The sequence below is a fragment of the Blastococcus sp. SYSU DS0552 genome (genome assembly GCF_054050815.1).
The window spans coordinates 215,893-231,557 of the sequence record NZ_JBJHAB010000005.1; the positions used below are offsets into that span (position 1 = coordinate 215,893).

Here is a 15,665-nt window from a genome sequence, read left to right on the forward strand (position 1 = left end):
CGCCGGTCGCCGATACTTCCGGAGAGGTCAATGGAGCTGTTCCTCAACGTGCTGCTGGTCCTCAGCAGCCTGCTGCTGGTGGTGCTGATCCTGCTGCACCGCGGCAAGGGGGGCGGGCTCTCCTCGATGTTCGGGGGCTCGGTGTCCTCCTCGCTGTCCGGGTCGTCGGTGGTGGAGAAGAACCTCAACCGGCTGACCGTGCTCACCGCCCTCATCTGGACCGTCTGCATCGTGGCACTGGGCATCCTGATCAAGGTCAACCCCTGACCGCACGCCTCGTGCGCTGAATCACAACCGGCACGCAATCGTGACCGGGAAGCGCCCCGTCAAGCCCTAGACTTCCCCCGCGGTGGTCGGCGTCGCCGCGACCCGGACCGACGATCAGGGGGCACACGTGGCTGGTGGGAATGCGATCCGGGGCACCCGGGTCGGGGCGGGTCCGGTCGGCGAGGTGGAACGCGGCGAGTCCGCGCCCCGGCGCCGGATCCCCTTCTGGTGCGCCAACGGGCACGAGACCCGCGTGGTGCTCGCGAGCGAGGCCGAGGTGCCCGAGCTGTGGGACTGCCCGCGCTGCGGGCTGCCGGCCGGGCAGGACCGCACCGCCCCGCCGCCGGCGCCCCGGATCGAGCCCTACAAGACGCACCTGGCGTACGTGCGGGAACGGCGCAGCGACGCCGACGGCGACGCCCTGCTCGAGGAGGCGTTGCACCGGCTCCGCGTGCGTCGCGGGGGCTGACTCAGCCGGCGGGCCGGGGCAGGCGTGAGGCGGCATCGGCGTCGAGCAGCCAGCGCGTCGCCCGGGTGCCGTGGACCCCTGCCGCGGGGAGGTCGACCGGGTCGGCGCCGTTCAGCGCCGCCGCCACGGCCTCGGCCTTGCCCTCGCCCGCGACGAGCAGCCAGACCTCCTCGGCGCTGTTGATCGCCGGAAAGCCGAGGCTGACGCGCGTGGGCGGCGGCTTGGGGCAGTCGTGCACGGCGAGCACCGGCCGGGCGTCCCGGGCCGCGGGGGAGTCCGGGAAGATCGACGCCGTGTGACCTTCGGGCCCCATGCCGAGCAGCAGCACGTCGAAGCGCGGCAGGTCCCGGCCCTCCCCGGCGTGGCCCCGCAGCTCCGTCAGGTAGGCCGCGGCGGCCTCCTCGGGCGATCCACACCCGGAGTCGGACGCCGGCATCGCGTGCACCCGTTCCGCGGGGACGGGGACGCGGTCCAGCAGCGCCGCGCGGGCCTGCTTCTCGTTGCGCTCGTCGTCGTCGGCGGGGACGAAGCGCTCGTCGCCCCACCACACGTCGACGGCGGTCCAGTCCACGACCTCCCGCACCGGCTCCGCCGCGAGTCCGGCGACCCGTTCCAGCACGGCGATGCCGATGCCGCCGCCGGTCAGCACGACCGACGCCGTGCCGTGCACGGCCTGGGCGGCGGCGAGCCGGGCGACGAGCGCCTCGGCGACCGCGCGGGCCAGCCGGTCGGCGTCCGGCTCGATCACGACGGCGGGCACGGGCCGGTCGCCGTCCGCCAGCTCGGCGGACACCCGGTCCCCAGGGGACAGGCTCATCCGGTTCCTCCTTCCGTGGCGCCTTCCCGGACGGGGGACCCGTCCGGGGCAGCGGGGTCAAACCACACGTGCTTCCGGACCGGTGCACGGTCCGACAGCCCCGTGAGGCCGGTCGCCGCCTCCAGCGCATCGCTGTAGGGCTCGTCGGGATCCAGCCGGTGCAGCTCCTCGCTGAGCAGGTCCCCGAGCGGCCGATCGGGGAGGGCCACGCTCGAGTCGGGCCGGTAGGGCTGGGTGATCACCGCGCCGCCGCGGTGGTCGGCGCGGATCCGCACCTCCTCGTCCTGGTCGAGCTGCAGGGTGATGGCCTCGACGCCGCTCGGTCCGGTGCGGCGCTCGGCGGTGGTGACGTCGATCGGGCAGCCGCCACGGGAGGAGAGCCACCCCGCCAGCAACCGGGTGGTGGCGTTGTGCGGGTCGCCCTCGATCGTGCCGCCCTGCAGGTGGACCGCGCCGCCGCGCCGGCCGGACACGGAGTCCAGCGTCGAGGCGAGCGCCGCGCGCCAGGCGGTGCTGCGGGTCCACGCCAGGTCGGAGTCACCGGGGGCGTAGTCCTCCGCCCGGACCCGGAGGGCCGCCAAGGGGTCCTCGGCGAGCGAGGTGTCGGTGATCCGGCGGTCGGCGAAGACCCCGAGGGCGTCGGTGGCGATCCGCTCCGGCGGTGCTTCGTGCCACCAGGTGACCACCGGGGCGTCGGCCGCCAGCAGCGGGAGCACGACCGACTCGGCGTGCAGGGCGAGCCGCCCGTACATGCGCATCACCACCGCCTCGCCGGGGCCCAGGCGGCCGCCGATGAGGACCTCGGCGTCCAGTCGCGGGCCGGGGGCGTCGATCTGCCGGCGCACCACGATGAGCAGCCGGCAGGGGTGCAGCTCGGCGGCGTGCGTCGCCGCCTCCTCCGCCTCGGTCACCCGGCTCTCGTCGGCGACGACGACCAGCGTCAGCGCGACGCCGGACAGGACCGCACCGCCGGTGCGCCGCTGGGCGGCCAGTTCCTTCACCACCGCGGATCCGGTGGTGTCCCAGAGGGTCGTCACGGGGTCTCCTCCGCTCGCGTCGGGTGCTGGCTGTCGGTGCGCGGGCCGGTCACGGTCGCCGCCAGCGGCGGCCCTCGGCCGCGAGCATCTCGTCGGCGGCCCGCGGGCCCCACTCGCCCGCCCGGTAGGGATAGGGGTCGCTGCCCTGCCAGAACTCCTGCAACGGGTCGATGACCGCCCAGGACGCCTCCACCTCCGCGTTGCGGGGGAAGAGGGTGGCGTCGCCGAGCAGGACGTCGAGGAGCAGCCGCTCGTAGGCCTCGGGGCTGCTCTCGGTGAACTGCTCGCCGTACAGGAAGTCCATGGACACGTCCCGGACCTCCATCACGCTCCCGGGGACCTTCGAGCCGAACTTGAGGGTGACCCCTTCGTCGGGCTGCACCCGCACGACCAACTGGTTGTTGCCCAGCTCCTCGGTGTCGGTCTCGGCGAACGGCAGGTGCGGTGCCCGCTTGAACACCAGCGCGATCTCGGTGACCCGGCGCGGGAGCCGCTTGCCGGTGCGCAGGTAGAACGGCACCCCGGCCCAGCGCCGGGTCTCCACGCCCAGCCGCACCGCCGCGTAGGTCTCGGTGGTCGATCCGGGGTCGACGCCGTCCTCCTGCCGGTAGGCCCGGGCGCGCTGGCCGGCCAGCCACCCCTGCTGGTACTGCCCGCGGACCGCGAACGTGCGCAGGTCCTCGGGCAGCGAGATCGCCCGCAGCACCTTGAGCTTCTCGGTGCGGATCTCCTCGGCGGAGAACTCGACCGGCTCCTCCATCGCGGTCAGCGCCAGCAGCTGCAGCAGGTGGTTCTGCAGCACGTCCCGCGCCGCACCGGTCTTCTCGTAGAACCCGGCCCGTCCGCCGATCCCCACGTCCTCCGCCATGGTGATCTGCACCGAGTCGACGTGGTGGCCGTTCCACACGGGCTCGAAGAGGCTGTTGGCGAACCGCAGCGCCATCAGGTTCTGGACGGTCTCCTTGCCCAGGTAGTGGTCGATGCGGAAGACGTCGTCCGCCGTGAAGACCGAGTCCACCAGCGCGTTGAGCTCCCGGCTGGACTCCAGGTCGGTCCCGAACGGCTTCTCGACCACGACCCGGCGCCAGCGCTCGGACGTGCTCTCGGCCATGCCCGTGCGCTGCATCTGCTTCAGCACGATGGGAAACATCGCGGGCGGGATCGACAGGTAGAACGCCGCGTTGCCACCGATGCCGTGGCTGCCCTCCAGCTCGTCAAGGTGCTCGGCCAGCTCGTCGAAGGCGTTGTCGTCGTCGAAGCTGCCCTGGACGAAGCGGACCGTGCCGGCCAGGCGCTCCCAGACCTCCTCGCGCCAGGGCGTGCGGGCGTTGCGCCGGGCCGCTTCCCGGGCCAGCTCGGCGAACTCGGTGTCGCCCCAGTCGCGGCGGGCGAAGCCGAGCAGGGCGAAGTTCGTGGGCAGCAGGCCGCGGTTGGCCAGGTCGTAGACGGCGGGGAGCAGCTTCTTGCGCGCGAGGTCGCCGGTGATGCCGAAGACGACCAGGGCGCAGGGTTCGGGCACGCGGGGCAGCCGGCGGTCCCGCGGGTCGCGCAGCGGGTTGGGGATCATCGTCCGTCCTCGTGGTCGGGGGGGACCCGTCGTCCGGCGTGTCGGACCGGGCGGCGGAGTGGGTCGGGCGCGGATCGAGGGGCGGCTCGCTGGTCGGTGCCCCAGATCAGCAGCCCAGCGCGGTGAGCAGCTGGTCGATGCCGGCCTCGCGGTCGGTGAGGTGCAGGTGGAGCAGCGGGCGGCCACGATCGGCGAGCGCCTTGCGGTCGCCGGCTGCCTGCGCCGCCTGCAGCATGCCGAAGGTGTACGGGCGGTCCGGCACCGGGAGGTCCTCGCCGAGTGCCCCGGTGAGCTGCAGGAAGACGCCGACCGGAGGACCGCCCTTGTGGTACTGGCCGGTCGAGTGCAGGAAGCGGGGGCCCCACCCGAAGGTCACCACCTGCTCGGTCCGGCTCGCCAGCGACCTGCGCACCTCGGCGGCGCGCGCGTCCCGGTGCCGGTCGAGGTATGCCATGACGGCGAGGTACCCGCGGGGCTGGACGGCGGCCAGCAGCGCGTCGAGGGTCAGCGAGAGACCGTCGAGCGAGGAGAGGTCGACCCCGTCGAGGACCGAGGCGGTCCCGCGGATCTCCACCGCGCCGATCGTCGCCGCCGGCTGCTCGTCGGGCAGCCCGGCGGCGAGGAGCACGGAGGTGTTCTCCTTGCTCTCGGTCACGTTCGGCTGGTCGAAGGGGTTGATCCCCAGCACCCGGCCGGCGACCGCGGTCGCGTACTCCCAGCCGAGGAATTGCGCGCCGAGCGGCCCGGTGACGCCGAGCGCCGGCCCCGGGCCGGGGGCGTCGGCTCCCACCAGGCCCAGCAGGACGTCGGGGGCCGAGCTGGCGGACGCCTCCGGCCGCTCGAGGACGACGGGGAGGATCCCGCGGCCCTCCTTGCCCGTCGACTCGGCGATGAGCTGCTCGGCCCAGTCGCCGAAGCCCTCGATCGGGGGGACGCCGGCGTCGGCGAGGGCCAGCTTGTCGCGCCCGGCGCCGAACGCCGCGGCCAGCACGATCCCCAGTTCCATGGCCGGGTTGCGCGGGGCGGCGAGCTGCTGGGCCAGCTGCGCCGCGTCGTCGATCAGCGCGGCGACGTCGGCACCGGCGAGGGCGGCGGGCACCAGTCCGAAGGCGGAGAGCGCGCTGTACCGGCCACCGACGGTGGGGTCGGCGAGGAACACCGCGCGGGCCCCCATGGCGGCGGCCGCCTCCGCCAGGGGGGACCCGGGATCGGTGACGACGACGAACCGCGCGCCGATCTGGCTCTCGTCCAGACCAGCACGGGCGAACGCGGCTGCGAACGCCCGCCGCTGGCTGTCGGTCTCCAGCGTTCCGCCGGACTTGGAGCTGACCACCACGACGGTGCGCTCCAGTTCGGTCATGGCGGCGGCCACCTGACCGGGATCGGTGGAGTCCAGGACGACCAGCGGCACGCCCGCCGTCCGGCAGATCACCTCCGGGGCCAGCGACGAGCCACCCATGCCGCAGAGCACGATGCGGTCCAGCCCCTCGGCGACCAGCTGGGTGCGCAGCTCGGCCAGCGCGGTGAGCAGCGACCGGGAGGTGGCCGGCAGGTCGATCCAGCCGAGCCGGACCGCGGCCTCGCTCTCCGCGTCGGGGCCCCACAGCGTCGGGTCCTTGCGGACCAGCCGGGCGGCGACGTCGTCCTCGTCCAGTTGCCGGCGGAGAGCGCCGGGGATCTCCAACCCCGTGCAGCTGACCGCCAGGGTCACTTCTTGTCCTCGAGCTCGCTTCGTACCGAGTCGGTGAGCTCGTCCCAGGAGTCGACGAACTTCTGCACGCCCTCGTCCTCGAGCACGCGGAAGACGTCGTCGAGGTCCACGCCGGCGTCGCGCACCGCCTGCATGACCCCCGCCGCGTCGTCGTAGGCCTTCTGCACGGGCGTCCCGGGGGCGCCGTGGTCCGCGTAGGCCATCATCGTCTTCTCCGGCATGGTGTTGACCGTGCCCGGCGCGATGAGCTCGCTGACGTACATCGTGTCGGAGTAGTCGGGGTTCTTGACTCCGGTCGAGGCCCACAGCGGCCGCTGCCGAGCCGCGCCCTGTGCCTCGAGGGCCCGCCAGCGGTCGGAGGAGAACACCTCCTCGTAGGCCTGGTAGGCCAGCTGCGCGTTGGCGATGCCGGCCTTGCCCTTGAGCGAGGCGTCGGCGCCGGCCGCGTCGAGGCGCTTGTCGATCTCGCTGTCCACCCGGGACACGAAGAACGACGCCACCGACGCGATGCCCTCGAGCGATCCGCCCTCGGCCACCCGCTTCTCCAGGCCCGCGAGGTAGGCGTCCATCACGGCGCGGTAGCGCTCCAGGCTGAAGATGAGCGTGACGTTGACGCTGATGCCGTTGGCGATCGTCTCGGTGATCGCGGGCAGGCCGGCCTCGGTCGCCGGGATCTTGATGTAGAGGTTGGGCCGGTCGACCAGCCACCACAGGTGGGCGGCCTCGGCGGCGGTGGCGTCGGTGTCGTGCGCCAGGCCGGGGGCCACCTCGAGGGAGACCCGGCCGTCGCCCGGCTGCCGGTCGGCGATCGGGCGGAGCAGGTCGCAGGCGTCCCGGACGTCGGCGGCGGTGATCGTCCGCAGCGCCTCCTCGACGCTGACCTCGCGGACGGCGAGCGCGTGCAGTTGGTCGTCGTAGGAGTCCGACCCGCTGATCGCCGCCGCGAAGATGGTCGGGTTCGTGGTGACGCCCACGACGCTGTGCTCGTCGACCAGCGACTGAAGGTTGCCGCTGCGGATGCGGTCACGCGAGAGGTCGTCGAGCCAGACGGCGACCCCCGCGGACGACAGCTCGGCCAGGTTCTGGTTCTGTGCCATGTCAGGTGCCTTTCAGGAAGGGACTGGAGCGGCCTCGCTGCAGGGACCCGCCGCGAGCCTGTGGGTGGTGGGGGCAGCGAGGTCCTTTCTCAGCGGTCGCCGGTGGCCTGGGGGAGCCCGCCCGTGGCGGCGACCGGACCGGCCGGGACGGTGGCGCCGGAGCGGGCGGCCTCGAGGCTCTCGCGGGCGGCGGCGACCACGGCCTCGTCGGTCAGGCCGAACTGCTCGTACAGGACGGTGTACGCGGCGCTGGCGCCGTAGTGGGTGAGCCCGACGATCCGGCCGGCGTCGCCGACGAACTCGCGCCAGCCCATCGGCACGCCCGCCTCGACGCTCACCCGGGCGCGGACCGTCGGGGGGAGCACCTCGTCCTTGTAGGCCTGGTCCTGGTCGGCGAACCACTCGACGCACGGCACGGAGACGACCCGGGTCGGGACGCCGTCGGCCTCCAGGCGGTCGCGGGCGGCCATGGCGATCTGCACCTCGGACCCGGTGCCGAGCAGGATCACGTCGGGGCTGCCGGTCGAGGCCTCGGCCAGCACGTAGGCGCCGCGGGCGACGCCGTCGGCCGAGCCGAACCGCTCGCGGTCGAACACCGGCAGGTTCTGCCGGGACAGCAGCAGCCCGGCCGGCCGGTCGTTGTTCTCCAGGATCGTCCGCCAGGCGGCGGTGACCTCGTTGGCGTCCGCGGGGCGGACGACGTCGAGGCCGGGGATGGCACGCAGCGCGGCGAAGTGCTCGATCGGCTGGTGGGTGGGGCCGTCCTCGCCGAGGCCGATCGAGTCGTGGGTCCAGACGTAGGTGACCGGCAGCTGCATGAGCGCGGCCAGCCGGACCGCGCCGCGCATGTAGTCGGAGAAGGTGAGGAACGTGCCGCCGTACACGCGGGTGCCGCCGTGCAGGGCGATGCCGTTCATGATCGCGCCCATGGCGTGCTCGCGGACGCCGAAGTGGATCGTGCGGCCGAAGGGACCGCCGGACCACATCTTGGTCTGCCGGTCGGCGGGCAGGAACGACGGCTCGCCCTCCACCGCGGTGTTGTTGCTCTCGGCGAGGTCGGCCGAGCCGCCCCAGAGCTCGGGCAGCCGTGGGTAGAGCGCGGCCAGCACCTTCCCCGACGCCTTGCGGGTGGCCACGCCCTTCTCGTCGGCGGGGAAGGCGGGCAGGTCCTCGGCCCAGCCCTCGGGCAGCCGGCGCTCGCGCATCCGGGCCAGCAGGGCGGCGCCCTCGGGGTTGGCCTTCTCCCACGCGGTGAACCGCTCGTCCCACTCGGCGCGGGCCGCGCGGCCCTTCTCCACGACGGACCGGGCGTGGGCGAGGACGTCGTCGTCGACCTGGAAGGTCCGCTCGGGGTCGAAGCCGAGGATCTCCTTGGTCGCGCGCACCTCGTCGTCGCCGAGCGCCGAGCCGTGCGAGGCGCCGGTGTTCTGCTTGGTGGGGGCCGGCCAGGCGATGACCGTCCGCAGCACGATGAGGGAGGGGCGACCGGTCTCGGCCTTGGCCGCGGCGAAGGCGGCGTCGACGGCGGCGAGGTCCTCACCGTCGTCGACGTGCTGCACGTGCCAGCCGTAGGCCTCGTAGCGCTTGCCGACGTCCTCGGTGAAGGCGACGGTCGTGTCGTCCTCGATGGAGATCTTGTTGTCGTCGTAGACGAGGGTCAGGTTGCCCAGCCGCTGCGTGCCGGCCAGCGACGACGCCTCGCCGCTGACGCCCTCCTCCATGTCGCCGTCGGAGGCGAAGCACCAGATGTGGTGGTCGAAGAGGCTCTCGCCCTCGGGGGCGTCCGGGTCGAGCATCCCGCGCTCCCGGCGGGCGGCCATCGCCATGCCGACCGCGTTGCCGACACCCTGGCCCAGCGGGCCGGTCGTGGTCTCGACGCCCGGGGTGTGGTTGACCTCGGGGTGGCCGGGGGTCTTCGAGCCCCAGGTGCGCAGCGCCTTGAGGTCGTCGATCTCCAGGCCGTAGCCGGAGAGGAACAGCTGCACGTACAGCGTCAGGCTGGAGTGCCCCATGGACAGGACGAACCGGTCGCGGGCGACCCAGTTCGGGTCGCTGGGGTCGTGCCGCAGCCACTTGTGGAAGAGCAGGTAGGCCGTCGGGGCCATGCTCATGGCGGTGCCCGGGTGGCCGTTACCGACCTTCTGGACGGCGTCCATCGCCAGCACGCGCGCGGTGTCGATGGCGCGGCGGTCGAGATCCCCGAAGTCCTGGGGGAGGGTCGGCTGCGGCTGCGACGGGCTGCCGGTGGGCGCGTCGGTCGCGGCCTCGGCGGGGGCTTCCGGTCCGGTGCTGCGCGTGTCCATCTGGTCGGTTCTCCCTCGAGGTAGGCCTGACGTCGTGCCCGGGCGAGCGGCCGGCCGCCGGTGGGTCGCCCAGGGGCGTCCCCCCGGGCCGGTGGGTCAGGGGGCGTGACGACGTCGTCGCGTCGCCCCTACCCGCTGCACCGGCGGCAGCAACGTGATCAACCCTAGTCATCCGAGGTCGCGCCGCGCGGCGGCCCGTGAACCGGCCGGGGCTACAGTGGGGGAGTTACGCCTCCAGGTTCGAAGGGATCCCGTGGTGCCCTGCTGCCCGCGCGCGACCGCGCACGAGGGCACCCGGTGACGGCGCTGTCCGAGCGCCCTCCCGCCTCCGCTGCCCGCCGCTCCACCCGCCTGCGCGCCCGGCTGGGCGCGTACGTGGGGCTGACCAAGCCCCGCATCATCGAGCTGCTGCTGATCACGACGCTGCCGGCGATGATCCTGGCGGCGGGCGGGTGGCCGTCGTGGGGCCTGCTGGCCGCGACGATGGTCGGCGGCACGCTCGCCGCCGGCGCGGCCAACGTCTTCAACTGCTGGTACGACCGCGACATCGACCGGCTGATGCGCCGGACCGAGCGCCGGGCCCTGGTGACCGGCGAGGTGAGCCCGCGCAACGCGTTCGTCTTCGGCGTCGTCCTGTCGGTGCTGGCGATCGTCCTGCTGGCCCTCACCACGACGCCGCTGGCCGCGGCCCTCGCCGCGGGGGCGATCTTCTACTACGCGGTCATCTACACCGCGGTGCTCAAGCGGCGCACGCGGCACAGCACGCTGTTCGGCGGGGTGCCCGGGGCCGCGCCGGTGCTCATCGGCTGGGCCGCCGTCACCGGTTCCCTGGACTGGCCGGCCTGGATCTTCTTCGGCGTCGTCTTCTGCTGGCAGCTGCCGCACTTCTGGGCGTTGGCCATGCGGTTCCGCGAGGACTACGCGCGCGCCGACGTCCCGATGCTCCCCGTCGTCGCCTCGGAGCTCTCCGTCGGCCGGCAGACCGTCGTCTGGACCTGGCTGACCGTGGCGGTCTCGCTGCTGCTCGCCCCGCTCGGTGCCGAGTACGGCATCGGCTGGATCTACACGCTGACCGCCGCCGCCCTCGGCGCCTGGTTCGTGGTCGAGGCGCACCGGCTGCTCTCCCGCATCCAGCGAGGGGTGGAGACCCGACCGATGCAGCTGTTCCACATCTCGATCTCCTACATGGCGCTGCTGTCGGTCGCGATCATCGTCGACGTCTTCGTCTAGAAGGACCGCCCTCGCCCCCACGCCTCGCACGCTCGGCGCGGGCCCCCGGAGGGCGGCCGTCCCGGAACGGCGGGAGCGCTACCGTGCCCCCGTGCGCCAAGACCTCGCGAACGTGCGGATGGGCCGGTTCGTGGGGGCGGACGGCCGCACGTACTCGGCCCGTGGCGGCCGCATCGAGGCGGTCGAGATCGAGGGCCTGATCCAGGCGGGGTGGCCCGTGGTCACCTACCTCGCGGGCGGCAGGCTCGTGTGGCACGACGAGGAGGACGCGTGGCCGGCGTGGGCCGATGCGCGGAGCGCCGCCGAGACCGTCACCGGACGCCGCTGGGAGTCCGCCGACGGCTCGCTCGCCGTGCTTCTGGTGTGGCACGACTGACCGCGGCGGTGTGCGCGGACGAGCAGCCTCGGGCGCGAGAACTGCTCATCGGCGCACTCAGCCGGTTCAGCGGGTGGCGACCGCCGGCTCGAGGGGGGCCGTCAGCGGGGCCTCCGAGGCCGGGCCGCGCACGGACCACACCAGCCGGGCCGTGTAGGCGGTGATCAGCACCGCGCCCAGCATGTGCAGCAGCACCAGCACGATCGGCAGGTCGGTGAAGTACTGGACGTAGCCGATCACGCCCTGCGCGAGCTGGACCACCACCAGGTCACGGGCGGCGCGCCGAACCCGGCCGGGGGAGTCGGTCGTGTGCAGCGCGACGAGCAACGCGACGGTGAGCCCGATGAGCAGGAAGACGGCGTCGGCGTGCAGGTGGCTGACCAGCTCCGCGTCGAGCCCGGTGCGACCGGCCTCGGCGTCGCCGCTGTGCGGACCGCTGCCGGTGACCACCGTGCCCATGACCAGGACCAGTGCGGTGGCCGCGGCGACGGCGCCGACGAGCAGCCGGAGCGGGCGCCCGACCAGCGGCTGCCCGACCCCCGGCTCGCGGGACCGCAGCCAGAGCACCGTGGTGAGCGCGACCAGCCCCATGGAGACGAGGAAGTGCCCGGCGACCGTCCACGGGTTCAGCCCGGTCAGCACGGTGATGCCGCCGACGACGCCCTGCGCTGGGATGCCCAGGAACGCGGTCACGGCCAGGGCGCGCAGGTCGCGGCGGGCCGACCGGAACACCACGACGACGAGGGCCACGGCCAGCACCGACAGGACGAAGGTGAGCAGGCGGTTGCCGAACTCGACCACCCCGTGGATGCCCATCTCGGGCGTGGTGACGAAGCTGTCGTCGGTGCAGCGCGGCCAGGTCGGGCAGCCGAGCCCCGATCCGGTGAGGCGGACGACGCCGCCCGTGAGGACGATCCCGCCGTTGGCCACGACGTTCGCGAAGGCGACCCGCGAGATGGTCGTGGGCGAGAAGGAGGCGGGCAGGACCGGCACGCCCCGATGCTAGTTGAAGGACCCCGCTGCCCCCCGCGCCTCGCGAGCTCGCCGCGGCGCCCTGCAGCGCTGCCACCGCCCCCGCCGCTCGCCCGCCCCGAGTCGCGCCCCTGCGGGCGGGCCGGGGGGCGTGAGGCTGCTCACGAACCGTCCCGGAGGGGCCGCTTCTTAGGTGGACCTTGCTTGCAGGCCTCCTGAAATAGGACACACTCGTGTTGTGGAATCCATCGCGGCGCACCCCCGGCCGTCGGCGACCGCCGACGACGGGCGCACCCGTGACCGCGTGAGCGGGCTGCTGCTCGAGCACGGGCCGCAGACGGCGACCGAGCTCGCCGGCCGGCTCGGCGTCTCACCGGCGGCCGTGCGCCGGCACCTCGACGCCCTGGTCGCCACCGGCCGGGTCGAGGAGCGCCAGGTGCGCGACGCCCACCGCGGCCGGGGGCGGCCGGCCCGCCGCTTCCACCTCACCGACGCCGGCCGCTCGGCCTTCCCGCACGCCTACGACGACCTGGCGCTGACCGCGCTGCGGTACGTGGCGGATGTGGGTGGTCCCGACGCCGTCCGTGCGGTCGCCGAGCAGCAGCTCGCCGGGCTGGAGGCACGCGCCTGGAGTGCGGTCGAGCAGGCGGTCAGCGCCCGCCCCGGTGAGCCGGTGGACCGGGCCCAGGCGCTCGCCGCCGCCCTGACGGCCGAGGGCTACGCTGCCACCGCCTCGGCGCTGTCCGGAGGTGGGCAGCTCTGCCAGCACCACTGCCCGGTGGCGCACGTCGCGGCGGAGTTCCCGCAGCTCTGCGAGGCCGAGACGGCGGTGATCGGCCGGCTGGTCGGCACGCACGTCCAGCGGCTGGCCACGATCGCCCACGGCGACGGGGTCTGCACCACCCACATCCCCGGGCCGATACGGCCGGGGTCCCAGCGTCCGGGGAACAGAACGGCCCCCGAACGCCCTGTACCAGGTGAGCGTGCAGCCGCGCGTCGCGCGCGCACCGCACCGTCCACCAGCTTCACCCCCACGAACGACCGGGAGAGGACGCCCGCATGACCAGCACCCAGCAGCCGGCGACGGCCACGCAGCTGACGCAGGACGAGCAGATCGAGCAGCTCGGCCGCTACGAGTACGGCTGGGCCGACGCCGACGTCGCCGGTGCGTCCGCGCGCCGGGGCATCGACGAGGACGTCGTCCGCGACATCTCCGCCCGCAAGAGCGAGCCCGAGTGGATGCTCGAGCGCCGCCTCAAGGCCCTCAAGCTCTTCGGCCGCAAGCCGATGCCGGACTGGGGGTCGGACCTCTCCGGGATCGACTTCCAGAACATCAAGTACTTCGTGCGCTCCACCGAGGCGCAGGCGGCCTCGTGGGAGGACCTGCCCGACGACATCAAGAACACCTACGACAAGCTCGGCATCCCCGAGGCGGAGAAGCAGCGCCTCGTGTCCGGCGTCGCCGCGCAGTACGAGTCCGAGGTCGTCTACCACCAGATCCAGAAGGAGCTGGAGGACCAGGGCGTGCTCTTCCTGGACACCGACTCGGCGCTCAAGGAGCACCCGGAGATCTTCCAGGAGTACTTCGGCTCGGTGATCCCCTCCGGCGACAACAAGTTCGCCGCGCTGAACACCGCGGTCTGGTCCGGCGGCTCGTTCATCTACGTGCCGAAGGGCGTGCACGTCGAGATCCCGCTGCAGGCCTACTTCCGGATCAACACCGAGAACATGGGCCAGTTCGAGCGGACGCTGATCATCGTCGACGAGGGCGCCTACGTGCACTACGTCGAGGGCTGCACCGCACCGATCTACAAGTCGGACTCGCTGCACTCCGCGGTGGTCGAGATCATCGTCAAGAAGAACGCGCGCTGCCGGTACACGACCATCCAGAACTGGTCGAACAACGTCTACAACCTGGTCACCAAGCGGGCCGTGGCCCACGAGGGCGCGACCATGGAATGGGTCGACGGCAACCTCGGCTCCAAGGTGACCATGAAGTACCCGGCCGTCTGGATGACCGGCGAGCACGCCAAGGGCGAGGTGCTCTCGATCGCCTTCGCCGGCGAGGGCCAGCACCAGGACGCGGGCGCCAAGATGGTGCACGCCGCGCCGCACACCTCCTCGACCATCGTGTCGAAGTCGGTGGCCCGTGGCGGTGGCCGCACCTCCTACCGGGGCCTGGTCCAGGTCGACGAGGGCGCGTACGGCTCCAAGTCGACGGTCAAGTGCGACGCACTGCTGGTCGACACGATCAGCCGCTCGGACACCTACCCCTACGTCGATGTCCGTGAGGACGACGTCTCCATGGGGCACGAGGCGACCGTCTCCCGGGTCAGCGAGGACCAGCTCTTCTACCTGATGAGCCGCGGCCTCTCCGAGGACGAGGCCATGGCGATGGTGGTGCGCGGCTTCGTCGAGCCGATCGCCCGCGAACTGCCCATGGAGTACGCCCTCGAGCTCAACCGGCTCATCGAACTGCAGATGGAAGGTGCTGTCGGCTGATGACCGACTCCAACACCGGCACGACCGACCTCACCACCCAGCCGAGCACCCTCGCCTCGGAGCTGTTCGCTCCGGGCGTGGGGGCCCAGGCCGGGCCGCCCACCACCCCGGCCGCCGACACCGGCAGCGCGGGGGAGGCGGACCCGGGCGCGCACTCGCACGGTGGGCCCGCCCCGACCGGCTCACCGGCCGAGCGGTTCACCTCCACCGACCCGGACGCCTTCGGCGTGCCCACGGGCCGCGAGGAGACGTGGCGCTTCACCCCCATGAAGCGGATCCGCCCGCTGCTGGACGGCGCCCCGTCCGACGCGCAGCTGACCTGGACCACCGACCTGCCCGAGGGCGTGGAGCTGACCAGCGTCGAGGCCGACGACCCGCTGCTCAAGGGCCTGCCCGAGCCGGTGGACCGGCTCGCCGCGCTCGCCCGGGAGCGCAGCGGCGGCGCCGCCGTCGTGCGGGTGACCAAGGAGGCGCAGCTGGATCGGCCGGTCACGCTGGGGCTCGCCGGCACCGGCTCCGAGGACGTCGTGTGGGGTCACCTCGTGATCGAGGTGGGCGCCTTCGCCACGGCGACGATCGTGCTCGACCACAGCGGCCTCGCGAAGTACGCGGGCGGCGTCTCCGTCCTCGTCGGCGACAGCGCGCAGGTGCGGCTCGTCTCCGTGCAGGACTGGGCGCCCGGCGCGGTGCACGGCGGCCAGTACGACGCCGTCGTCGGTCGCGACGCCACCTTCACGCAGGTCGTGGTCACCCTCGGCGGTGACCTCGTCCGTCTGGTCAGCAACGTGCAGTACGCCGGCCCCGGCGGTAGCGCGGAGCTGTTCGGCGTCTACTTCTCCGACGAGACCCAGCACCAGGAGCACCGCCTCTGGGTCGACCACGCCGTCCCGAACTGCACCAGCAACGTGCTCTACAAGGGCGCGTTGCAGGGCGAGGGCGCCCGTACGGTCTGGATCGGCGACGTCCGCATCCGCCCCGCGGCCACCGGCACGGAGACCTACGAGCTCAACCGGAACCTCGTGCTCACCGACGGCGCCCGCGCCGACTCGGTGCCGAACCTGGAGATCGAGACCGGCGAGATCGTCGGCGCCGGCCACGCCAGCGCCACCGGCCGGTTCGACGACGAGCAGCTGTTCTACCTGTGCTCGCGCGGCATCGAGGCCGAGACGGCCCGCCGCCTGGTCGTGCGCGGCTTCTTCGCCGACGTCGTCCAGCGCATCGGCGTCGACGCCCTGCAGGACCGGCTGATGGCGTCGATCGACGAGCGCCTCGGCGCCCTGCCCGGCCTCGACGAGCAGCCGGTCGAGGTGGCCTGAC

The 15,665-nt window shown here is 73.3% G+C and carries 14 protein-coding genes; 7 read left to right on the forward strand and 7 right to left on the reverse strand.

Annotation, left to right across the window (positions count from 1 at the left end; all coding sequences use genetic code 11):
- Positions 1 to 30: 30 nt before the first annotated feature.
- The gene (gene secG, locus ACI8AG_RS07280; RefSeq protein WP_456590329.1) at positions 31 to 267 is read left to right on the forward strand and encodes a preprotein translocase subunit SecG; all 237 of its coding nucleotides are present in this window, start codon (positions 31 to 33) and stop codon (positions 265 to 267) included.
- A 127-nt stretch (positions 268 to 394) separates the two neighbouring features.
- Positions 395 to 736, forward strand: a complete 342-nt coding sequence (locus ACI8AG_RS07285; RefSeq protein ID WP_456590330.1) for an RNA polymerase-binding protein RbpA — start codon at positions 395 to 397, stop codon at positions 734 to 736.
- A gap of 1 nt (position 737) precedes the next feature.
- On the opposite strand, the gene pgl is transcribed toward ACI8AG_RS07285, so the two are convergent.
- The 6 genes from pgl to tkt form a co-directional block, all read right to left on the reverse strand.
- Positions 738 to 1,553 (reverse strand): 6-phosphogluconolactonase, encoded by an 816-nt coding sequence (pgl, locus tag ACI8AG_RS07290; RefSeq protein WP_456596482.1) that lies wholly within the window; start codon positions 1,551 to 1,553, stop codon positions 738 to 740.
- The gene (locus ACI8AG_RS07295) at positions 1,550 to 2,590 is read right to left on the reverse strand and encodes a glucose-6-phosphate dehydrogenase assembly protein OpcA (protein ID WP_456590332.1); all 1,041 of its coding nucleotides are present in this window, start codon (positions 2,588 to 2,590) and stop codon (positions 1,550 to 1,552) included. The genes pgl and ACI8AG_RS07295 overlap by 4 nt, the downstream gene beginning before the upstream one ends.
- Positions 2,591 to 2,639: 49 nt before the next feature.
- Positions 2,640 to 4,157: a glucose-6-phosphate dehydrogenase gene (gene zwf, locus ACI8AG_RS07300; protein ID WP_456596483.1), complete on the reverse strand. Its 1,518-nt coding sequence runs from the start codon at positions 4,155 to 4,157 to the stop codon at positions 2,640 to 2,642.
- A gap of 106 nt (positions 4,158 to 4,263) precedes the next feature.
- Positions 4,264 to 5,868, reverse strand: coding sequence for a glucose-6-phosphate isomerase (locus ACI8AG_RS07305; RefSeq protein ID WP_456596484.1), 1,605 nt, complete (start codon positions 5,866 to 5,868; stop codon positions 4,264 to 4,266).
- Positions 5,865 to 6,965, reverse strand: a complete 1,101-nt coding sequence (tal, locus tag ACI8AG_RS07310) for a transaldolase (RefSeq protein ID WP_456596485.1) — start codon at positions 6,963 to 6,965, stop codon at positions 5,865 to 5,867. Before tal ends, ACI8AG_RS07305 begins: the two co-directional genes overlap by 4 nt.
- A gap of 89 nt (positions 6,966 to 7,054) precedes the next feature.
- Entirely contained in the window at positions 7,055 to 9,268 is a 2,214-nt protein-coding gene (tkt, locus tag ACI8AG_RS07315) for a transketolase (protein WP_456596486.1), read from the reverse strand.
- 297 nt (positions 9,269 to 9,565) lie between these two features.
- On the opposite strand from tkt, the gene ACI8AG_RS07320 reads away from it, so the two are divergent.
- Together ACI8AG_RS07320 and ACI8AG_RS07325 are read left to right on the forward strand one after the other, a co-directional pair.
- Entirely contained in the window at positions 9,566 to 10,498 is a 933-nt protein-coding gene (locus ACI8AG_RS07320) for a heme o synthase (RefSeq protein WP_456590337.1), read from the forward strand.
- Between the two features lie 91 nt (positions 10,499 to 10,589).
- A complete protein-coding gene (locus ACI8AG_RS07325) occupies positions 10,590 to 10,874 on the forward strand; it encodes a hypothetical protein (RefSeq protein WP_456596487.1) in 285 nt (94 codons plus the stop codon).
- 66 nt (positions 10,875 to 10,940) lie between these two features.
- Here the strand turns inward: ACI8AG_RS07325 and ACI8AG_RS07330 are convergent, their stop codons facing one another.
- Positions 10,941 to 11,867 carry a COX15/CtaA family protein gene (locus tag ACI8AG_RS07330; RefSeq protein ID WP_456596488.1) on the reverse strand — a complete coding sequence of 309 codons (927 nt, stop codon included), beginning with the start codon at positions 11,865 to 11,867 and terminating at the stop codon, positions 10,941 to 10,943.
- A 217-nt stretch (positions 11,868 to 12,084) separates the two neighbouring features.
- On the opposite strand from ACI8AG_RS07330, the gene ACI8AG_RS07335 reads away from it, so the two are divergent.
- From ACI8AG_RS07335 to sufD, 3 genes are read left to right on the forward strand one after another with little or no spacing between them, the layout of a single operon-like run.
- Positions 12,085 to 12,909, forward strand: coding sequence for a helix-turn-helix transcriptional regulator (locus tag ACI8AG_RS07335; RefSeq protein WP_456596489.1), 825 nt, complete (start codon positions 12,085 to 12,087; stop codon positions 12,907 to 12,909).
- Positions 12,906 to 14,348, forward strand: a complete 1,443-nt coding sequence (gene sufB, locus ACI8AG_RS07340; protein WP_456590341.1) for a Fe-S cluster assembly protein SufB — start codon at positions 12,906 to 12,908, stop codon at positions 14,346 to 14,348. Before ACI8AG_RS07335 ends, sufB begins: the two co-directional genes overlap by 4 nt.
- The gene (gene sufD / locus ACI8AG_RS07345; protein ID WP_456596490.1) at positions 14,348 to 15,664 is read left to right on the forward strand and encodes a Fe-S cluster assembly protein SufD; all 1,317 of its coding nucleotides are present in this window, start codon (positions 14,348 to 14,350) and stop codon (positions 15,662 to 15,664) included. The genes sufB and sufD overlap by 1 nt, the downstream gene beginning before the upstream one ends.
- The last annotated feature ends 1 nt before the right edge of the window (position 15,665 follow it).